The organism is Streptomyces sp. NPDC014801, from assembly GCF_043082085.1.
Lineage (GTDB): Bacteria > Actinomycetota > Actinomycetes > Streptomycetales > Streptomycetaceae > Streptomyces.
This window is the reverse complement of the sequence record NZ_JBIBXG010000003.1, coordinates 527,650-545,401: the sequence shown is the minus strand read 5'-3', so window position 1 is coordinate 545,401 and position 17,752 is coordinate 527,650. Positions and strand designations below refer to the sequence as shown.

21 protein-coding genes, 1 tRNA gene and 1 riboswitch are annotated in these 17,752 nt (G+C 73.7%); of the genes, 6 read left to right on the top strand and 16 right to left on the bottom strand.

Annotated features, from left to right (window positions below):
- Positions 1-57: 57 nt before the first annotated feature.
- The 8 genes from ACF1AL_RS09110 to ACF1AL_RS09075 form a co-directional block, all read right to left on the bottom strand.
- Entirely contained in the window at positions 58-1,077 is a 1,020-nt protein-coding gene (locus ACF1AL_RS09110) for an ABC transporter substrate-binding protein (protein ID WP_391825666.1), read from the bottom strand.
- Between the two features lie 53 nt (positions 1,078-1,130).
- Positions 1,131-2,114, bottom strand: a complete 984-nt coding sequence (locus tag ACF1AL_RS09105; protein ID WP_391825665.1) for an amino acid ABC transporter permease — start codon at positions 2,112-2,114, stop codon at positions 1,131-1,133.
- 242 nt (positions 2,115-2,356) lie between these two features.
- Positions 2,357-2,506 (bottom strand): hypothetical protein, encoded by a 150-nt coding sequence (locus tag ACF1AL_RS09100; RefSeq protein WP_366834904.1) that lies wholly within the window; start codon positions 2,504-2,506, stop codon positions 2,357-2,359.
- Positions 2,507-2,539: 33 nt separating this feature from the next.
- Positions 2,540-2,650, bottom strand: a riboswitch (SAM riboswitch).
- Positions 2,651-2,688: 38 nt separating this feature from the next.
- Positions 2,689-3,567: a glutathione S-transferase C-terminal domain-containing protein gene (locus tag ACF1AL_RS09095; RefSeq protein ID WP_391825664.1), complete on the bottom strand. Its 879-nt coding sequence runs from the start codon at positions 3,565-3,567 to the stop codon at positions 2,689-2,691.
- A 265-nt stretch (positions 3,568-3,832) separates the two neighbouring features.
- Complete coding sequence (locus tag ACF1AL_RS09090; protein ID WP_366834902.1) at positions 3,833-3,949, bottom strand: putative leader peptide; 117 nt, start codon at positions 3,947-3,949, stop codon at positions 3,833-3,835.
- Positions 3,950-4,108: 159 nt separating this feature from the next.
- Positions 4,109-4,789, bottom strand: a complete 681-nt coding sequence (locus tag ACF1AL_RS09085; RefSeq protein ID WP_391695961.1) for a class E sortase — start codon at positions 4,787-4,789, stop codon at positions 4,109-4,111.
- A gap of 75 nt (positions 4,790-4,864) precedes the next feature.
- Positions 4,865-5,041, bottom strand: coding sequence for a hypothetical protein (locus tag ACF1AL_RS09080; protein WP_366834900.1), 177 nt, complete (start codon positions 5,039-5,041; stop codon positions 4,865-4,867).
- A gap of 217 nt (positions 5,042-5,258) precedes the next feature.
- The gene (locus ACF1AL_RS09075) at positions 5,259-5,954 is read right to left on the bottom strand and encodes a TetR/AcrR family transcriptional regulator (protein WP_391695956.1); all 696 of its coding nucleotides are present in this window, start codon (positions 5,952-5,954) and stop codon (positions 5,259-5,261) included.
- Positions 5,955-6,089: 135 nt separating this feature from the next.
- Between ACF1AL_RS09075 and ACF1AL_RS09070 the strand changes: the two genes are divergently transcribed.
- On the top strand, positions 6,090-7,187 hold the full coding sequence (locus ACF1AL_RS09070) for a glycosyltransferase (protein ID WP_391825663.1): 1,098 nt from the start codon (positions 6,090-6,092) through the stop codon (positions 7,185-7,187).
- Positions 7,188-7,247: 60 nt separating this feature from the next.
- Here ACF1AL_RS09070 and ACF1AL_RS09065 read toward each other — a convergent pair.
- The 5 genes from ACF1AL_RS09065 to ACF1AL_RS09045 all read right to left on the bottom strand — a co-directional run bounded on the left by ACF1AL_RS09065 (position 7,248) and on the right by ACF1AL_RS09045 (position 9,792).
- Positions 7,248-7,321, bottom strand: a tRNA-Pro gene (locus tag ACF1AL_RS09065).
- A 107-nt stretch (positions 7,322-7,428) separates the two neighbouring features.
- A complete protein-coding gene (locus ACF1AL_RS09060; protein ID WP_391825662.1) occupies positions 7,429-8,061 on the bottom strand; it encodes an SRPBCC family protein in 633 nt (210 codons plus the stop codon).
- Entirely contained in the window at positions 8,058-8,420 is a 363-nt protein-coding gene (locus ACF1AL_RS09055) for an ArsR/SmtB family transcription factor (protein ID WP_384207192.1), read from the bottom strand. The genes ACF1AL_RS09060 and ACF1AL_RS09055 overlap by 4 nt, the downstream gene beginning before the upstream one ends.
- Positions 8,421-8,522: 102 nt before the next feature.
- Complete coding sequence (locus ACF1AL_RS09050) at positions 8,523-9,173, bottom strand: GntR family transcriptional regulator (RefSeq protein ID WP_391825661.1); 651 nt, start codon at positions 9,171-9,173, stop codon at positions 8,523-8,525.
- Positions 9,174-9,246: 73 nt separating this feature from the next.
- Positions 9,247-9,792, bottom strand: coding sequence for a hypothetical protein (locus tag ACF1AL_RS09045; RefSeq protein ID WP_384207185.1), 546 nt, complete (start codon positions 9,790-9,792; stop codon positions 9,247-9,249).
- 188 nt (positions 9,793-9,980) lie between these two features.
- On the opposite strand from ACF1AL_RS09045, the gene ACF1AL_RS09040 reads away from it, so the two are divergent.
- Positions 9,981-10,325 carry a cupin domain-containing protein gene (locus ACF1AL_RS09040; RefSeq protein WP_391825660.1) on the top strand — a complete coding sequence of 115 codons (345 nt, stop codon included), beginning with the start codon at positions 9,981-9,983 and terminating at the stop codon, positions 10,323-10,325.
- 86 nt (positions 10,326-10,411) lie between these two features.
- Here ACF1AL_RS09040 and ACF1AL_RS09035 read toward each other — a convergent pair whose 3' ends face one another.
- Complete coding sequence (locus ACF1AL_RS09035) at positions 10,412-11,404, bottom strand: LacI family DNA-binding transcriptional regulator (protein ID WP_391825659.1); 993 nt, start codon at positions 11,402-11,404, stop codon at positions 10,412-10,414.
- 235 nt (positions 11,405-11,639) lie between these two features.
- Here ACF1AL_RS09035 and ACF1AL_RS09030 point away from each other — a divergent pair, with 235 nt between their 5' ends.
- Entirely contained in the window at positions 11,640-12,791 is a 1,152-nt protein-coding gene (locus ACF1AL_RS09030; RefSeq protein WP_391825658.1) for a Gfo/Idh/MocA family protein, read from the top strand.
- A gap of 75 nt (positions 12,792-12,866) precedes the next feature.
- Here the strand turns inward: ACF1AL_RS09030 and ACF1AL_RS09025 are convergent, their stop codons facing one another.
- Positions 12,867-13,478, bottom strand: coding sequence for a poly-gamma-glutamate hydrolase family protein (locus ACF1AL_RS09025; protein ID WP_391825657.1), 612 nt, complete (start codon positions 13,476-13,478; stop codon positions 12,867-12,869).
- A complete protein-coding gene (locus ACF1AL_RS09020; protein ID WP_391659607.1) occupies positions 13,475-14,506 on the bottom strand; it encodes a LacI family DNA-binding transcriptional regulator in 1,032 nt (343 codons plus the stop codon). Before ACF1AL_RS09020 ends, ACF1AL_RS09025 begins: the two co-directional genes overlap by 4 nt.
- Positions 14,507-14,629: 123 nt before the next feature.
- Between ACF1AL_RS09020 and ACF1AL_RS09015 the strand changes: the two genes are divergently transcribed.
- Genes ACF1AL_RS09015 through ACF1AL_RS09005 form a run of 3 tightly spaced genes read left to right on the top strand, consistent with a single transcriptional unit; the run spans position 14,630 to position 17,707 of the window.
- Positions 14,630-15,874, top strand: coding sequence for a phytanoyl-CoA dioxygenase family protein (locus ACF1AL_RS09015; protein WP_391825656.1), 1,245 nt, complete (start codon positions 14,630-14,632; stop codon positions 15,872-15,874).
- Positions 15,875-15,877: 3 nt separating this feature from the next.
- Positions 15,878-16,654: an SDR family oxidoreductase gene (locus ACF1AL_RS09010; RefSeq protein ID WP_391825655.1), complete on the top strand. Its 777-nt coding sequence runs from the start codon at positions 15,878-15,880 to the stop codon at positions 16,652-16,654.
- Between the two features lie 48 nt (positions 16,655-16,702).
- On the top strand, positions 16,703-17,707 hold the full coding sequence (locus tag ACF1AL_RS09005; RefSeq protein ID WP_391825654.1) for a Gfo/Idh/MocA family oxidoreductase: 1,005 nt from the start codon (positions 16,703-16,705) through the stop codon (positions 17,705-17,707).
- The last annotated feature ends 45 nt before the right edge of the window (positions 17,708-17,752 follow it).

The window sequence follows — 17,752 nt, the reverse complement described above, 5'->3', positions numbered from 1 at the left end:
GTCGTCGCCGGGGTCAACGCCCTTGCCGGGAGCGGTTGTTCCCGTGACCCGGGGCGGTCAGGAGTTGGTCAGCGGCAGCCCGGGCGGGTTGATCTGCGAGGTGGGGACGGCCTCGTTGGAGAGGTTCCACGCCTTCAGCCACTGCGCGTACTGGCCGCCCTTGATGAGGTGGTTGATCGCGTCGGCGACCGGCTTCGCCAGTCCGCTGTCCTTCTTCGCGGTGGCCGCGATCAGGCCCTGCAAGGTCTCGCCCGCGCCGGAGAACTGGCCCGCGATCCGCGTCGCGCGCGGGGTGCCGGCGGTCTGGGTGACGTGGTAGGCGAGGTTGGGGTTGGGGCCGAAGTAGGCGTCGATCTTGCCGCTGGCGAGCGCCAGATAGGTGCTGTTGTTGTCCTGGAAGTACTTGACGGTGAGCTGCTTGCCCTCGCCGCGCAGCCGCTTCTGCCACTCCAGCAGGATCCGCTCCTGGTTGGTGCCGGCGCCGACGGCGACCGTCTTGCCGGCGAGGGCCCGGTAGTCGCCGTCGAAGGTCCAGGTGCCGGACTTGGGTGCCTCGAAGGCGAGGTCGTCCTTGCGGTAGGAGGCGAACTCGTACTTGCGCTTGCGCTCCTCGGTGTCGGTGATGTTCGAAAAGCCGATGTCCACCTTGCCGCTGTCGATGCCGACGAAGAGGTTCTCCCAGGTGAAGCGCTTGATCTCCGGCTTGAGGCCGAGGACGGCCGCGACCAGCCGGGCCAGGTCGGGCTCGGAGCCGGTCAGCGTCTTCTGGTCGCTGCCGACGAAGCCGAGCGGCGGGGCGCCCGAGGGCAGGGTGCCGGAGCCGACGACCAGCGTGCCGCGCTTCCTGATCGCCTCGGGCAGTTCGGCGCTGATGGACTTCACCTCGGAGACCTTCAGGGTGGTCTCCCGGGCGGCGCCGTTGGACACCTGCCCCACGACGACGGTGCCCGCGGGAGCGGTCGTGGTGGCGGCCTCGCTGTCCCCGCCGCAGGCGGCGAGGGAACCGGCGAGCAGAGCGGAGGCGGTGGCCGCGGTGAGGCCGCGCAGCAGGTGACGTCGGGTGGCGTGGGAAGGCATGGCTGTCCTTGTCGCTGAGTGTAGGGAGGGAGGTGTGGAAAGCGGTCGGTGCGTCATACGGCGGCTTCGCCGCGGGCGCGGGCCCGCACGTCGGCGAGGCCGGCGCGCAGGCGTTGCAGTGGGGTCGGCGGCAGGGTGCGGGAGGCACCGCGGGCGTAGTGGCGTTCGACGTAGTACTGCACGACGGAGACGGCGCTGGTGAGCAGCAGGTACCAGACGGTGACGACGAGCAGCAGCGGCACGATGTCGCCGGGGTAGGTGGAGCCCATGGTCTGCGCGGCGCCGAACAGGTCGAGCAGGGAGACGTAGAAGACCAGGGAGGTGGCCTTGATGAGGCCGATCAGCTGGTTGACGTAGTTCGGGACGACGGACCGCAGCGCCTGCGGCAGCACGATCCGGGTGAACTGGCGGCGCCTGGGCAGGCCGAGGGCGGCCGCCGCGTCGTGCTGGCCCTGGTCGACGGAGAGGATGCCGGCGCGGACCACCTCGGCGGCGTAGGCGGCCTCGTTGAGGCTGAGGCCGACGACGGCGACGACCATGTCGGTGGCCAGCCGGGACTCGTCGAAGGTGAGGAAGGCCGGCCCGAAGGGGACGCCGAGGCTGAGCGTCTTGTACAGGGCGGAGAAGTTGTACAGGAAGAGGAGGACGACGATCAGCGGGATGGAGCGCAGCGCCCATACGTAGGTCCAGCTGGCCAGGCGCAGCACGGGACTCTTGGACAGCCGGGCCAGTGCGAGCAGGATGCCGCCGAGCAGGCCGAGGACGGCGCTGTAGGCGGTGACCTCCAGGGTGATCAGGAGGCCATCGAGGATGGTGGGCCGGGTGAACCAGTAGGCGAAGCGGTCCCACTGGTAGAAGCTGTTGGTGGCCAGCCCGTGCACGAACTGGGCGAGCAGGACGAGCACGACGGCGGTGGCGATCCAGCGGCCGGGGTGCCGTAGCGGCACAACGCGCGGACTGTCGTCCGTGTTTGACGAAGCATCAGATATTGGGGCCGCCTCGGCGAGGGAGACGGCGCTGCCTGGGGGCTGGCTCATGGTGGGCTCCGGCGGAAGGTCGGCGGACGGCCCTCGGCCGTGGCGGGCCGCGCGGGACCGCGTCCGGGCGGCGCGGGAGGGCTGCGCGGCGGACGGGGCGGGAACGCGGGAGGCACACGGGACCGGGGGCGCGGGAGGGCGGCGGCGACCCCGCGAGGACGGGGTGCGGCGGAACGCGCGGGGCGGACGGGCGAGCGGTCAGCGCCGCGCGCCACGAGGGCGCGAGACGGACGGCGAAGGGTTCAGCCCCGGCAGCGGGCGCGGCCCGGTGCGGTACACAGGGCGCTGTTGACGCGCAGGAGGTCGACGGCGCGGTCGGCGACGAGCGGGCTCGGATACGGCCGCACGCGGCCCACGGCGCGGCGGGCCGCCGTGCTGGGAGCTGCGTGCATCACGTCACCGTCACTGTTCCGGCCCCCGGAGGGGCCTCGCGCTTACCGAAAACGTACTCCGGTCCGGTCGTCACCTGGGGCACCCCACCGCGGTGCGAGGGTTGCCGGTCAGCGAGCCAGGGCTTGGCGCTGACGCTCATGACCGTTCTGGGCCGTAATTAAGACAGCCGGCCGAACGGCTGTCAACGTCCGTCCACCTGCTGGGACCTGGCGTGGCCGGCCCAGTCCAGGATCTGTACGGCGGATCCGGCGGCCTCCAGGCCCCGGCAACGGGCGTGGTGGCGCCGGGCGATGCCGTCGAGGTCAAGCCGGCCGCCGAAGGCCGGGAGCGCGGCGAGACGGCGGGCGTGTGCCCACAGGGCGGGGTGCCCGGCGATGCGCTGCACCGCGGCGGCGTCGAGGTGGTGCCGGTGCACGGTGTCGAGTTGGACCAGCGCGACCCACAACTCGACGTCTGCGGCGGTGAGATGGTCGCCCAGGGCGTGACCGTGCCCGCTCAGCAGGCGCTCGGCGTCGTCCAGCGCGGTCAGCAGCGTGCGCACGGCGGCCGCGCGCTCCTCGGGTCCGGCGGCGGCCGATCCGGCGCGCTGGGCCGCGTCCTCGATGGCGTCGCACAGCCGCTCGACGGCCTCGATCCCGCCGTCGGCTCCGCACGGGTAGAGGGCGGGGCGGCCGGAGGCGAAGTGCCGGTCGAGGTCGCGCATGATGTCGCGGGCGTGCGTGGAGACGATCCGCCCGGACCAGTCGTCGCTGAGGACGGGCCCGAGAGCCGGGCCGGGGTAGCGGTGGGCGCTGGCCTCGTAGAGCGGGCGCAGCGCCGTGTGGCCGCCGTCCGGGCAGTCCGGCACGGCGGGCAGCAGCGTGAGGGGACAGCTCTCGTCGAGCCCGAGCAGGCTGTGCGTGACGGCGATCCGCAGCCCGTCGGGACACGCGGTCGACAGGTGCAGCCGGTAGCGGCGGGGCACGGCGTAGTGCCCGCTGCGCGCGTCCCGGCCGATCCGCCCGCGGAAGGCGTACACGGACGGCAGGGAGGGGTGGGCGACGAGCGGTGCGACGGACATGGGTCTCCCGGGGGTCGGGCGCGCGGGTGGGCGCGGGGGCGGACGGGGCGGGGCGGGCGGCATGCGCGGCAGTGCGCGGGGTGGGCGCGGGGCCTCGGCGTCGGGGCGGCCCACGTACGGGGCGCGGGAGGGCGCCGTATCGCGGTGGCGGTCAGGACCGATCGGTGTCGCGGTGAGGGTGAGGACCGTCGGTGTCCGCGGCCGGACGGGCACGGGGCGGCCGCGGGACGGGCGGCCCGGCGGTCGCCGCGGGGGCGCCCGCTCCTCAGCCCCTCGGGCTGATGGCGCTGCAGACGCGCAGCAGGTCGATGTGACGGCGGGAGGTGAGCAGGGGCGAACGGCCGGCCCGGAGGTGCTCCGGGAGCACTGCGCGGTCCCTCATGCCGTTCCCTACCTGTTCACTAGGATTCCCTGTCCTGGAGTGTCGATCCGCGACGGCCCACCGTCAAGGGGGCGTCCACCGGCTGGTCGCACAGGGGCTTCCGGGAGGGGTGGCCGCGCGGCGGCCCGGGCCCGACCGTGCGGCGGACGCGAGAAGGCGTCAGGAGCGCCGCAGTTCGCCCCAGACGATCAGCCGGTGGGTGTACGCGCGGGTGACCGGGTCGCGGTCCGCGCAGGTCGTGAGAGTGATCCGGGCTCTGTCCGGTGTGGCGCCCGGCTTGTTCGGGACCGGCAGCACGACACCCACGTCCGTCGGCTTCACCGTCTTGGTGGCGGTGACCTGGTAGGTGTACGTCCGCCCGCGCCACTCGACGACGAGCGCGTCGCCGCGCACCAGTTCGTCGAGCCTGCGGAAGGGTTCGCCCCAGCCCGTCCGGTGGCCGGCGACCGCGAAGTTGCCGACGGCTCCGGGCAGCGCGGAGCCCGGGTAGTGCCCCGGCCCCTTGGCGAGGTCGCCCTGCCCCACCCCCTCGACGACGACCGGGTGGTATCCCGGCCCGAAGCGCGGAACGCGCAGCACCGCGAGCGCCGCCCCCTCCCGGGGACCCGGCTCCCTCGTGGGCCGGCCGTTCCTCTCGCGTGCGCCGGGCTCCGTGCGCGGCGTCGCCGCGCCGACCGCGGGTGAGTCACGCCCGGCCGGCTGCGCAAGTTGCGCCCGCAACGCGCGCTGGGCCTCGTCGTAGGCGTGGTTCCGCTGCCAGTTCCGGTAGACGGCGAGACCTCCCAGCACCAGGCCGGCGAGGATCAGTCCGATACCGAACAGGCGGATCAACTTCCGCATGGCGCGCCGTCCTCGGCGTTGCGGCGGGGCCGCCGCGGGCAGCGGCCCCGCCTCGGGGCGTGTACCGACGAGGTGTCAGGTGTCGCGGCCGCCGGTCCTGCGCGGAACCAGCCGCAGAAGGGCGAATCCCGCCGAGATCAGGACGAACATCACGACCCAGAACCACAGGCTGTCCACGCCGCCGGTCACGGGCAGCACGCCCGCGCCGACGCCCGCGGAAGCCGCGGTTCCCGCACCTGTGTAGTCCGCCATGAGATTCTCCTTTCCTGCGTTCTGGGGAAATGCGGCCGGAAGGGGCCGCGAACGAATGCAGCGCGAGTGAACAAAAGGACGGCCGGGATAAGGGAAAGCACGGCCGAAAGGGGCCCGCCCTGGCCCTGGAACAGGCGCGCACTATTACGGCGGCCTATCCGGACGGCGTCTTGTTTACGCCGTATACGTACCACCTTCCGCCTCTGTGCGGTGGACGTCAAGTGGGAGGGTCCGCCGCTTCGTTCCCGGAGCCCTCGGGCCCGACCAGGCGATCGAGGAGCGCGTCCAGCCCGGCGGCGAGGCCGGCCGTCCCGCCCTGCAGGCCGGAGGCGGTGACGGCCCGGAATTCGGGCGGATCCCGCGGTGAGTCCATGAGGGACAGATCGACCGCCGGATAACCGTGGACCCAGGTGAGAAAAGCACGGAAGACCAGCGAGACACGGCGCTCGCCGAGTCCCGCCTCGCGCAGCGAGACGATCACCGTCCCGTAGGCCTCCAGGACGACGGGCGGACGCCGGGCCAGCGGTATGTCGAGCATCCGCGTGGTCAGCAGCGGCGCCGCCCGGGGATGGGCCAGGCACACCTCGTACGTGGCCCGGGCCATGCAGTGCAGCCGGGCGCGCCACGACGGCGGAGCGGCGGAGCCCGCGGGCCGCGGCACCCGGCCCTCGTCGGCGGCCCGGCGCTCCTCGAGTTCGGCGTAGAGCACCTCGACCAGTCCGTCGAGGAGTTCGTCCTTGCTCGCGGCGTGCCGGTACAAGGCCATCGCCTCCACGCCGAGCTCGGCGCCCAGGCGGCGCATGCTCAGCGCGGCCAGGCCCTCGCGGTCCACGAGCTCCAGCGCGCTCGCGAGCATGCGCTGACGGCTCAGCCGGCCGTAGCCGCCACGGCCGCCACCCCGTCCAGTGGGCATACCGCACCTCCCGGGTTCCGTCGGCGCACACACCCTCGCGTTGACTGGGCACCCCCCTCGTTCCATAGTGTACGTATACGGCGTAAACAAGCCTCTCGGGCCGAATCCGGAATTTCTCGACGGAGGGCGGACACCATGCCTCGTACCGAGGAACGCATCCCCGCCGCCTCAGCGCCGGGGAAGGTGGTGGTGCTCATTCCCGCCTACAAGGAAGTGGACTCGCTCCCCCGCGTGCTCGACGCGCTGAGCCGCCAGACGCGCCCCGCCGACCGGGTCGTGCTGACCCTCGACCCGCACCAGGACCCCGCGACGACGGCCGCGCTGGAACGCATCGGCCGCCGGGCCGGCGCCGAGGTCCGGCACTCGGTCGGCAACCGGTACAAGAAGGCCGGCAACCTCAACGGGGCCCTCGCCGAACTGCTCCCCACTCTCGCGGACGAGGACGCGGTGCTCGTCCAGGACGCCGACACCTGTCTCGATCCGCGCTTCATCGAGGTGACGCACGACCGGCTGCGCCAGGGCTTCGGCGCCGTGGGCGGCAACTTCCGCGGCGGCGACGGCGGCGGGCTGTGCGGCGCGTTCCAGCGCAACGAGTACGTCCGGTACGCCCGGGACACCGCGCGCAAGCGCGGGAAGGTTCTGTGCCTGACCGGCACCGCCTGCCTGTTCCGGGTGGAGGCTCTCGACGACGTGCTCACCGCGCGCCGGGACGGGCACCTGCCGGCCGCGGACGGCGTCTACGACACCAAGGTGCTGACCGAGGACAACGAACTCACCCTCGCGCTCAAGCACCGCGGCTGGCGCGTCGTGGCCCCGGCCCGCGCCACCATGACCACCGAGGTCATGACGACCTGGCGGGCCCTGGCCCGGCAGCGACTGCGCTGGAAGCGCGGCGCGCTGGAGAACCTGTTCGCCTACGGCTTCACACGCCACACCTGCGAAGGCTGGGCCCGGCAGCTGGTCGCCCTGCTCGGGGCGGCCGTGTCGGCCATCTACGTCGGGGCCATCCTGTGGTACCTGACGAGCGGCGCCGGCATCCGCATCGCGCCGTTCTGGCTGGCTCTCACCGGCTTCTACGCCATCGAGCGGGCCGTCACCGTCAAGGCGCGGGGGTGGCGGGTGGCCGCCGCGTCGATGCTGGTCCTCCCGGAGTGGTTCTACGACCTGTTCCTCCAGGGCGTCCACATCCGGGCCCTGACCGAGTCGGCGCTGCACCGGGAACGCGCCTGGTAGAACGCACGGAAGGCCGGTCCGGCAGCGCGCCGGACCGGCCTTCCGTCCCGTATGTACGAGTCGGGACGACAGGATTTGAACCTGCGACCCCTTGACCCCCAGTCAAGTGCGCTACCAAGCTGCGCCACGTCCCGTTGCGTCGCACGCGGTGGCCCGCGTGATCACGCAGGTAAACCCTACCGCACGCGCGCGCGTGCTTCCGCCGCGGCGGGACGCGGGCCCGGCGGCAGGTCCGAGCCGGTCAGCCCTGGCCGGTGTACGCCGCCGTCGTGCGGTCGGCGGCCTCGCGGGCGCGCCGCTCGTCCTCGCCGCTCGCCACGTTGGCCGCGTACCACGCCTCGCTGCTCTCGGTGTAGAAGCGGCGCCCCTCCTCGGAGGTCATCCACGCCATGCCCTCCGCCGGGTCGACGGCCTCGCCGGTGCTCAGGTGCAGGGTGAGCCCGACGAGCATCCCGTCCCAGCCGACGCCGACCGCGCCGGGCCCGAACTCCGCCCACTTGGTGTCGTCGACGTGGGCGATGTGGTCCAGCTCGAAGCGGGTCCGCCCCTCCGCCTGAGGGGTCAGCCGCAGCTCGATCCAGCTGATCTCGCCGCCGTACTCCCAGGTCGCGGTGAAGCCCTTCGGCGGGTCGCATCGCTCGATCGTGCCGCCCGCCTGCCCCTGCAGCTGGAACCGGCCGCCCGGCCGCAGGTCGCCCTCCACCGGCAGGAACCAGCGGGGGATGCGCTCGGGGTTCGTGCAGGCGTCCCAGAGGTCCTCGAGCGGGGCGTCGTATGTCCGGCTCACCGTCACCACGCGGGCCTCGCCCGCCTTGAAGTCGCGGCGGCCGACCGTGCGGTGGACGCTGTTGATCTGGTGGGTAACGTCGATCACGGGGTGCTCCTCGGGGGTGCGTCGGTGCCGCGCAGGCGGCGCTCGCGGCGGCCGCGGGCCAGTTCGGTGGCCAGGGCGTCCAGGTGCGGGGTCCAGAACCGGCGGAAGCGGTCCAGCCAGGCGTCGATGTCCCGCAGCGGCTGCGCGTCGACGGCGTACAGCCGCCGGGTGCCCTCGGCCCGGACGGTCGCGAAGCCGTTCTCCCGCAGCACCTTCAGGTGCTGGGAGACGGCGGGCTGCGATATCCCGAACTCCGCGCGCACGACGTCCGCGACGGCTCCGGCGGTCATCTCGCCGTCGGCCAGCAGCTCCAGTATCCGGCGGCGCACCGGATCGGACAGGACGTCGAAGGCGTGCATGAGGAAACTCTATCAGTACCGGCTTATATAAGCGACCAGCTAAGCAAGGAGGGGAGGAGCCGGCGGCGAGGGTGGACGGGACTCGGCGCGCCGCCGCGGTGGTCAGTCGCGCAGCGCTTCGATCACGCTGGTGAGGTGGGCGCGGGCGGCCGCCTCGGCCCCCTGCGGGTCCCTGGCCGCGATCGCCTCGATCAGGGCCAGATGCTCCTTGAGGGACTGCTGCGGGCGGCCCGGACGGAGCGCCGGCGGGAAGCGATGGCGCACCAGTTGGGCGTTCAGCCGGTCCAGCAGCTCCCGTGCGGTGCGCTGGCCGGAGAGCTCCCGGATGCGGGCGTGCAGTTCGTGGTCGAGGTCGGAGTAGACGACCAGCTCGCCGGCGTCCACGGCCTTGCTCATCGCCAGGCCCAGCCCGCCGAGCCGCTCCAGCTGCTCGTCGCTCGCGGCGACGGCGGCCTTCGCCGCGCACAGCCCCTCCAGCGCCCTACGGCACTCGGTGATCTCGACCGCTTCCTCCACGGTCACGACCCGCACCCGCGAACCGCGGTTGCGGATCCGCTCGACCAGCCCCTGAGCCTCCAGATCGATCAACGCCGCCCGGATGCTCGCCCGCGTCACACCGAACTGCTCGGCGAGTTCGTTCTCCACCAGCCGCTGCGCCGGCGCCATCTCGCCGCGCAGGATCGCCTCCCGCACCTGCGCGAGCGCATGCCGCTTGGCCTGCTCCCCGGTGCGCGGACGGACGGTTGCCGCCATCGAGCCCTCCGTGAGTCGCCTGTCGGACGTGAAGGCCACCCCACCAACATGGTCGACAATTTTGTTCACGGCGTCACTTGATGAGCGCGTTCGCCACCACGACCACCGCGCCCAGGAGGGCGTCGGCCAGGCCGATGGTGAGGGCTGCGGGCCAGGTGCGGTGGGAGCGGCGGGCCGTGACCAGGCCGAGGGTGAAGAGCAGGGCGATGTTGAGGGCGAACGCCGGGTATTCGACGCCGTCGGGCGGCCACCAGCCCCAGCCGGCGCCGGCGAGGATGAGGACCGTCGGCATCACGGCGGCGACGAGGGGCCACTCGTCGACCTGGGTGCGCAGGACGTCCCAGCGGCGGTGCGGGCCGCGCTCGGCGATGTAGTGGGCGTAGCCGTGGGCCAGGGCGGAGGCCAGGGCGGTGACGATCAGCCACAGGGCGTCGTAGCGGCGGCTGTGCGCGGAGGCCTGCCCGTACTGGGTGAGCGCGGCGACCATGGAGCTGGCCAGGACGGCGCCGTAGACGCCGCCGAAGAGCATCATCTCCCGGGCGTCGTGCCCGTGCGATGCGGTGGCGGCCGCCGTCGAGGGGGAGGCCGCCGTCGGGGGTTCGGGCGAGGGGTCGGGCATTACCTCACGATCACCCGCGGCTCGGGTGCCTGCCACTTGCGGAGAGCCTGTGATCTCGCGGCGCCTCCCCTGCCGCGGCCTCCAGCTTCGCTCCTCTGCCCCTCGCGCGACGAAGTGTCCTGCCGCGTGATGGGAACACGCACAGTGTGTCCAGCCCCGCGTGGGAGCGGGGCCGTTAGGGTCGCCGCATGATCCACAGCTTCGCAGTGCACGTGCCGGACGCCGAGCTGGTTCCGGAGCCGCTCAATCCCGCGCAGATCGTCTCGGGGTCGCCCGAGGTGACTGGGAAGGTGGTGTGGGAGTCGGACGACGGGCGGCAGGTCCGCGGCATCTGGCAGATCACGCCCGGCGTCGTCACCGACACCGAGGCCGACGAGGTGTTCGCCGTGATCAGCGGGTCGGCCACCGTGGAGGTGGACGGCGGGCCGACCCTGCACGTGGGACCCGGTGACATGGCGGTCCTGCACGAGGGCGACCGGACCACCTGGACGGTGCACGAGACCCTGCGCAAGGTGTACGCCGTCAATCTGTGAGCGCCGGTCGCTTCGCCCTGGGGCTCCGCAGACGTCGGGGTGGCGCGGCGCAGGGCCGCCCGTCCCAGGGCCTGTCGTGAAAAGCCCTAGGCGTTCCGGCCCGTCGTCCCGCGTATCTCCAGGGTCGGCGCCGTCAGGTGGACGCGGCCCGGGCCGCTCTCGCCGTCCAGGCGTTCCAGCAGGCAGCGGGCCGCGCGGCGGCCGACCTCGTGGCTGGCGTTGTCGACCGTGGTGAGCCACACGTGCCGCAGCCGCGCGATGCTCGTGTTGTCGTAGCCGGCCACGGACACGTCCCCCGGCACGCTCAGCCCCAGCTCCCCGGCCGCCGACAGCACACCGACCGCCGTCATGTCGTTGACGGCGAAGACGGCCGTGGGCCGCTGCGGCCGGCTCAGCAGCCGTACCGTCGCGCGGTAGCCGCCCTCCTCCGTCAGGTCGCCGTCCGCGACCACCGGCTCCAGGCCCCGCTCCCGCATCGCCGTCTCGTACCCGCGGCGGCGCAGCTCGCCGACGGCGCCGTGCCCGCCGACGTGCGCGACGCGGCGGTGGCCGAGCCCGATCAGGTGCTCGGTGACCAGGCGGGCGCCCTCCGCGTCGTCGTTGGCGACGACGTCCACCCCCGGCAGGACCGGCTCGCGCGCGCCCGCGACGACCACCGGGAGGCGCTCGGCTACCGGGGCGAGCGCCGCCGGGTCGGGCAGCGTGCCGACGACGACCAGGCCGTCGGCGCCCAGGTCGAGGAAGGGCTCGGCCAGGTCGTGGCCGGCCCGGCGGCCCAGGCGGGCGTCGGCCAGCAGCATGCGCAGGCCGGCCGCGTGCAGCAGGGAGTTCAGGCCGTCGAGCAGGTCCACGAACCAGGGGTTGCGCAGGTCGTTCAGCAGGACGCCGACGGTGCGCGAGCGCCGTTCGCTCAGGGTTCGGGCGGCGGCGTTGGGCCGGTAGCCGAGTTCGCGGGCCGCCCTCAGCACGGCGTCCCGCTTCTCGGGCCGGACCTGGTCGGAACCGCGCAGCACGAGGGAGACCAGGGACTTGGACACTCCGGCCCGCTCGGCCACGTCGCGGATCGTCGGCGGTCTCATGGGATGGACCGTTCCATGGCGGGACACGGGCTGTCAAAGGGCTTGACAGCAGGAAGGGGCCGGATCAGGGTGGGACCAGGCTGTTTGGACCGTTCCAAGTGCGAGCGGTCATGGGGCGGAGCCGGGCGGCCGGGAGCCGGTCCGCCGTGCCGCTCACCGCTCGCCGCTCGCCGCTCACCGCTCGCCTCTCGTCTCTCGCTTCTCGCTTCTCGCCGCGCGATCAGGAAGGGCTGTCATGGCACGCACGCTCGGGGTGGCCGTCGTCGGGTTCGGCTGGATGGGGCGGGTGCACACCCAGGCGTACGCGCGAGTGCCGCACCACTTCCCGCAGCTGCCGCTGCGGCCGCACCTCGTCGCCGTCGCCGAGGAGGTGCCGGGCCGGGCGGAGGAGGCCGCCGCGCAGTTCGGGTTCGCCTCGACCACCCGCGACTGGCGCGACCTCGCCGCCGACCCGCGGGTGGAGGCGGTCAGCGTCACCGCCCCGAACTTCCTGCACCGCGAGGTCGGCGTCGCCCTGGCCGAGGCCGGCAAGCACCTGTGGATCGAGAAGCCGGTCGGCCTGAACGCCGAGGACGCCCGCGCGGTCGCCGACGCGGTCGCCCGGGCCGGCGTGCAGGGCGCGGTCGGCTTCAACTACCGCAACGCCCCGGCCGTCGAGGCGGCCCGCGAGCTGCTCACCTCGGGGGAACTCGGCACCGTCACCCATGTCCGCATCCGGCTGTTCAGCGACTACGCCGCCCACCCCGAGGGTGCACTGACCTGGCGTTACGAGCGGGAGCGCGGCGGCAGCGGGGTGCTCGGCGACCTCGCCTCCCACGGCGTCGACCTCGCCCGGTACCTGCTCGGTGAGATCGCCTCCCTCACCGCCGACACCGCGATCTTCGTGCCCGAGCGGGCACGCCCCACCGGCGCCACCGCGGGCCACTCCCGCGCCACCGGCGGCGCCCTCGGTCCGGTGGAGAACGAGGACTACGCCGGCTGCCTGCTGCGCTTCGCCTCCGGGGCCCGCGGGGTGCTGGAGGCGTGCCGGGTGTCGGTCGGCGAGCAGAACGCCTACGGCTTCGAGGTGCACGGCACGAGGGGCGCCGTCTTCTGGGACTTCCGCCGAATGAACGAGCTGCGGGTCAGCCGCGGTACGACGTACCAGGACCAGCCGGTGAGCACGGTGTACGTCGGCCCGGGCGCCGGCGAGTACGCCGCCTTCCAGCCCGGCGCGGCCAACGCCATGGGGTACGACGATCTGAAGGTCGTCGAGTGCCACCGCTTCCTGCGCTCCATCGCCGAGGGCACCCCGTACGGGGCGACCCTCGCGGACGCCGTGCACAGCGCCGTCGTCCTGGACGCGATGGCCCGCTCGGCGGCGAGCGGGGCGTGGGTCACCTTGTGAGGCTTCCTCGGTCTGCCCGGCCACGGGCCCCGCGAGCACGTGCAGGGCTCCTGTCCAGGCAGGCCGTGCGGCGGCTCAGGGCCGCGGCCTAAAGCCCCGCAGCCGTCCCACACCGTCGGCCAGCGCGTCCGCGACCTCCCGCGGGGGTACGTCGGCGCCGCCCGGGGTCGTGGTGCGGGCCAGCAGCGGCAGTTCCACTTGGACGCCCCGGCCGCCGGCCAGGTTCACCGGGTTGCGCGGGTGGACGCCGCGCAGCGCGACGGGGATCCGTGCCAGGTCGGCGACCGGCTCGAACCGCGGCCGCAGCGTCTCCAGCGCGCCCGCGAACAGCCGCGCCGCGTCCCGGTCGGCGCCGCCGAGGAAGATCGCGCGGGGCGCGGCCGTCCGCAGGTGCCCGTGCAGCGACACGACGGCGTCGACCCGGGTGAGGAAGTCGCGCAGCAGGGCGCAGGGCGCGGCGCCCATGCGCGGCGAGGGGATGTGCACCGGGTCGCCGTCGCACTGCCGGTACACCAGGCTGGTCGCGCCGCACCGCCCGGTCAGTTCGTCCGCGAGTTCGCCGGTGCCGCCCTCCACGCTGGCGTGCAGGGCGAGCAGGCCGATGCCGTCGCCCGGGGTGAGGGTGACGGTGAACTCCACGCCCTCGATCGTCACGCGCTCGGTGCGCACTCGCCCGGCGCCGGTCATCGGGCGGCCTGCGGCGGCATGTTGTAGGGGGTGACGACCTGGATCGCCGACGGCAGGGTGGGCCCGGCCGGTGGGAGCGCGCCGTGCGCCCGCATCACCAGGTGGCAGGCCTCGCGCAGGTCCTGCCGCAGGTCGTGGTGGAGGACAGCGGACAGCCGGTGCTCGCGCAGCAGGCGGGTGTTGTCGTGGTCGAGGTCGTGGGCGACGAAGACGGCGCACTCCCGGCCGAGGTCGGCGAACGCGCGCAGGGTGGCGATGTTGCCGCCGCCGATCGAGTAGACGGCGCGGATCTCCGGGTCGCGTTCCAGGGCGGCCCGGACCAGGTCGTACTGGGTGGCGTCCAGTCCCTGCCCCTCGGCGATCTCGACGAGGACACGCTCGGGGTGCCGGGCGCGCATGGCGCTGCGGAAGCCCATCTCGCGCTCCTCCTCGTTGCGGAAGAAGCCGCTGCTGAGGCTGGTGAGGACGTTGCCGGGCCGGTCACCGAGCCACTGGCCCGTCAGATAGGCGGCGGTCGCGCCGGCCGCGCGGTTGTCGATGCCGACGTAGCCGACGCGGGTGCTGGCGGGCAGGTCGGTGGCGAGGGTGACCACCGGGATGCCGGCGGCGGTCAGCCGGCCGACGGCGGCGGTGATCTCGGGCACGTCCGGCGCCTTGAGCAGCACGCCCTGGGAGCCCCGGCGGGCGATCCGGTCCAGGACGCGCACCTGCTCCTCCACCGGCCCGGTCTCCCGGAAGTGGAAGCGCGAACGCAGCACGGCCGGGTGCAGGGACGGCAACTCCGCCTCCAGGGCGGCCCGTACGGCGGTGGAGAACCGCTCCGGTGCCTGCATCACGATGTCGATCATGAAGGTGCGGCCGACGAGCCGCACTTGGGTGCGCTGCCGGTCCAGGTCGGCGATGGCCCGGTGGACCTCCTGCGCGGTGGACGCCCGCACCCCGCCGCGTGCGTTGAGCACCCGGTCGACCGTGGCCTCGCTCAGACCCGCCTGACGTGCGATCTCCTTGATCGGGAAGGGGTGCCCCACGGTCGGCTCCTTGAGGGGTTTTTGATGGCTGCCTGCCGGTTGTTCGCCGTGTTTGTCCTGACAAGAATGACAGAGCCGCGGTGCTTCATGAACCGCGTCGCGCCATGACCCGAAGGGACGGCGATGTCCTCCACCGCACCCCGCCACCCGGCCGCACCGCAGCACCCCACGGCATCCCGCGGCTCCACCGCACCCCTGCCCTCTCCGGCGCCCCACTCCTCGCCGGCCTCCCGCCCCGCACGGCTGTCGGAGCGGGACTGCGACCTGGCGGCCTTCCGCGCGCTGGTCGAGCGGAGGACCGACCCCGCCGACTGGCCGCACGCCGCCTCCGTCGAGCGGAACGTGCCGGTCTACGACGCCCGGCGCCTGGACCGCGGTCCCGCCGTCCGGGCCGAGATCGTCCGGGTCCTCGCCGACGGCCCCGGCCTCGCCGTCTTCCGGGGTGCCTTCCCCGACCCGGCGGTCGTCGACCGGCTCACCGCCGTGTTCGACGCGCTGATCGCCGAGCAGCGCGCCGCGGGCCACACGGCCGGTGACCACTTCGCCCGGCCCGGCGCCAACGACCGCGTGTGGAACGCCCTGGAGAAGGCCGCCCGGCACGACCCGGAGGCGTTCGCCGACTACTACGCCAACGACGTGGTGGCCCTGGTGGCGGACGCCTGGCTCGGCCCCGGCTACCAGGTCACCTCGCAGGTCAACGTGGTCAACCCGGGCGGCGACGCACAGCAGCCGCACCGCGACTACCACCTGGGGTTCCTCGCGAACGACGTGGCCGCCGCCTACCCCGCGCACGTGCACCGCCTCTCCCCCGTGCTCACCCTCCAGGGCGCCGTCGCCCACGGCGACATGCCGGTGGAGTCCGGGCCGACGCTGTACCTGCCGTACTCCCAGCTGTACGAGCCGGGATATCTGGCCTGGCGGCTGCCGGAGTTCCGGGAGTACTTCGCCGGGCACCATGTGCAGCTGCCGCTCGCCCAGGGGGACGCGGTGTTCTTCAACCCGGCCCTCTTCCACGCGGCCGGCGCCAACCGCTCGGCGGACATCCGCCGCATGGCCAACCTGCTGCAGATCTCCTCCGCCTTCGGGCGGGCCATGGAGACCGTGGACCGGGCGGCCGTGGCCGGCGCCGTCTACCCCGTGCTGCTGCGGCGCAAGGCCCAAGGGGTGGGCGAGGAGTGGCTGGAGCGGGTGATCGCCGCGAGCGCGGAGGGCTACCCCTTCCCCACCAACCTCGACCGGGACCCGCCGGTCGAGGGGCTGGCCCCGCCCGCGCAGAGCGATCTGCTGCGGCGGGCGCTCGCCGAGGAGTGGACCCCCGAGACGCTGCGCGAGGAGCTGCGCGCGGCCGCCGCCCGACGGGAGAGCTGAGGCATGGGACTTCTCGACGACAAGGTCGTGCTGGTCAACGGCGGCAGCCAGGGCGTGGGCGCCGCCGTCGCCCGGGCCGCCGTCCGGGAGGGCGCGGCCGTCGCCGTCTCCGGGCGCCGCCCCGAGCCGGGCGAGGCCCTCGTCGCGCAGCTCGCGGCCGCCGGCGGCAAGGCGCTGTACGTACGGGCCGATCTCGCCGACGCCACGCAGGCCAAGGCGGCAGTGACCGCGGTGGTGGACGCCTTCGGCCGGGTCGACTGCCTGGTGAACTCCGCCGGGCTCACCGCGCGCGGCACCCTGCTGGACACCACCCCCGAGCTGTTCGACCGGCACATCGCGGTCAACCTCAAGGGGCCGTTCTTCGCGATGCAGGCGGCCGTCGCCGACATGCTGGCCCGCGGGGCGCCCGGCACCATCGTCAACGTCATCACCTCCTCCGCGCACGGCGGGCAGCCCTTCCTCGCCCCGTACGTGGCGGCCAAGGCGGGGCTCGCGGGACTGACCCGCAACGCCGCGCACGCGCACCGCTGGGACCGGATCCGGATCAACGGCCTGAACATCGGCTGGACCGCCACCGAGGGCGAGGACGCCACCCAGCGCGCCTTCCACGGGGCCGGTGACGACTGGCGGGAACAGGCCGCCGCGCGGCTGCCGATGGGGCGGCTCGGCCGACCGGACGAGATCGCCGACTTCGTGGTCTTCCTGCTGTCCGACCGGTCCGGAGTGGTCACCGGCTCGGTGATCGACTGGGACCAGAACGTCCTCGGCGGACTGGACTGACCGGCACACCCCGCTTCCCTTCCCCCGGATCCTTCTCCTAGGAGCACCATGCGTATCGGAATCCTCGGCCTCGGCCGTATCGGCGCCTTCCACGCCGAGACCCTGTCCGGGCTCGACGCCGTCGAGTCGCTCGTCGTCGCCGATCCCTTCGCGGACGCCGCCAAGGCCGCGGCCGAGCGGTTCGGCGCCGAGGTGGCCGACTCGCCCGAGGCCCTGCTGGCCGCCGGTGTGGACGGGGTGGTGATCGCCGCGGCCACCGACGCCCATCCGGCGCTGATCCGGGCCGGGGTGGCGGCCGGCGTGCCCGTGTTCTGCGAGAAGCCGGTCGCCCGGACGATGGCCGAGGGCGTCGAGGTGCTGCGGGCCGTCCAGGGCGCCGACGTGCCGATCCAGATCGGCTTCAACCGGCGCTTCGACGCCGGCTTCACCGCGGCCCGCGCCGCCGTGCGGTCCGGGGAACTGGGCACGCTGCACACCGTGCGGTCGACCACGCTGGACCCGGCGCCGCCCCCGGCCGCCTACATCGCCGCGTCGGGGGGCATCTTCCGGGACTGCTCCGTGCACGACTTCGACATCATCCGCTGGGTGACCGGCCGCGAGGTCACCGAGGTGTACGCGGTCGGCGGCAACCGGGGCGCGGACTACATCCGGCAGGCCGGCGACGCCGACACCACGGGCGCGCTGCTCACCCTCGACGACGGCACCCTCGCCGTGGTCTCCAACTCCCGGCACAACGGCCGTGGCTACGACGTCCGCATGGAACTGCACGGGTTCGCCGACTCGCTCGCCGTCGGCCTGGACGACAGGCTGCCGCTGCGCTCGGCCGAGCCGGGCGTCACCTTCCCCGCCGGCACCCCGTTCGACTTCTTCATGGACCGCTTCACTGCCGCCTACCGCGCCGAACTCGCCGCGTTCACCGAGGTGATCGCCGGCACCCGGCCCTCCCCGTGCACGGTCGCGGACGCGCTGGAGGCGGGCTGGATCGCCGAGGCGTGCACGCTCTCCCTGCGCGAGCACCGCCCGGTGACCCTCGCGGAGGTACGCGACGCCTGAGGTACGCCAGGCTCCCCGCCCACCCCGCCCGGATCACCGTCCGGT

What these genes read in the sequence shown, in the direction of transcription:
- ACF1AL_RS09110 (WP_391825666.1), bottom strand. Translation starts at nt 1,077, where the DNA reads ATGCCTTCCCACGCCACCCGACGTCACCTGCTGCGCGGCCTCACCGCG.
- ACF1AL_RS09105 (WP_391825665.1), bottom strand. Translation starts at nt 2,114, where the DNA reads ATGAGCCAGCCCCCAGGCAGCGCCGTCTCCCTCGCCGAGGCGGCCCCA.
- ACF1AL_RS09100 (WP_366834904.1), bottom strand. Translation starts at nt 2,506, where the DNA reads ATGCACGCAGCTCCCAGCACGGCGGCCCGCCGCGCCGTGGGCCGCGTG.
- ACF1AL_RS09095 (WP_391825664.1), bottom strand. Translation starts at nt 3,567, where the DNA reads ATGTCCGTCGCACCGCTCGTCGCCCACCCCTCCCTGCCGTCCGTGTAC.
- ACF1AL_RS09090 (WP_366834902.1), bottom strand. Translation starts at nt 3,949, where the DNA reads ATGAGGGACCGCGCAGTGCTCCCGGAGCACCTCCGGGCCGGCCGTTCG.
- ACF1AL_RS09085 (WP_391695961.1), bottom strand. Translation starts at nt 4,789, where the DNA reads ATGCGGAAGTTGATCCGCCTGTTCGGTATCGGACTGATCCTCGCCGGC.
- ACF1AL_RS09080 (WP_366834900.1), bottom strand. Translation starts at nt 5,041, where the DNA reads ATGGCGGACTACACAGGTGCGGGAACCGCGGCTTCCGCGGGCGTCGGC.
- ACF1AL_RS09075 (WP_391695956.1), bottom strand. Translation starts at nt 5,954, where the DNA reads ATGCCCACTGGACGGGGTGGCGGCCGTGGCGGCTACGGCCGGCTGAGC.
- ACF1AL_RS09070 (WP_391825663.1), top strand. Translation starts at nt 6,090, where the DNA reads ATGCCTCGTACCGAGGAACGCATCCCCGCCGCCTCAGCGCCGGGGAAG.
- ACF1AL_RS09055 (WP_384207192.1), bottom strand. Translation starts at nt 8,420, where the DNA reads ATGCACGCCTTCGACGTCCTGTCCGATCCGGTGCGCCGCCGGATACTG.
- ACF1AL_RS09050 (WP_391825661.1), bottom strand. Translation starts at nt 9,173, where the DNA reads ATGGCGGCAACCGTCCGTCCGCGCACCGGGGAGCAGGCCAAGCGGCAT.
- ACF1AL_RS09045 (WP_384207185.1), bottom strand. Translation starts at nt 9,792, where the DNA reads ATGCCCGACCCCTCGCCCGAACCCCCGACGGCGGCCTCCCCCTCGACG.
- ACF1AL_RS09040 (WP_391825660.1), top strand. Translation starts at nt 9,981, where the DNA reads ATGATCCACAGCTTCGCAGTGCACGTGCCGGACGCCGAGCTGGTTCCG.
- ACF1AL_RS09035 (WP_391825659.1), bottom strand. Translation starts at nt 11,404, where the DNA reads ATGAGACCGCCGACGATCCGCGACGTGGCCGAGCGGGCCGGAGTGTCC.
- ACF1AL_RS09030 (WP_391825658.1), top strand. Translation starts at nt 11,640, where the DNA reads ATGGCACGCACGCTCGGGGTGGCCGTCGTCGGGTTCGGCTGGATGGGG.
- ACF1AL_RS09025 (WP_391825657.1), bottom strand. Translation starts at nt 13,478, where the DNA reads ATGACCGGCGCCGGGCGAGTGCGCACCGAGCGCGTGACGATCGAGGGC.
- ACF1AL_RS09015 (WP_391825656.1), top strand. Translation starts at nt 14,630, where the DNA reads ATGTCCTCCACCGCACCCCGCCACCCGGCCGCACCGCAGCACCCCACG.
- ACF1AL_RS09010 (WP_391825655.1), top strand. Translation starts at nt 15,878, where the DNA reads ATGGGACTTCTCGACGACAAGGTCGTGCTGGTCAACGGCGGCAGCCAG.
- ACF1AL_RS09005 (WP_391825654.1), top strand. Translation starts at nt 16,703, where the DNA reads ATGCGTATCGGAATCCTCGGCCTCGGCCGTATCGGCGCCTTCCACGCC.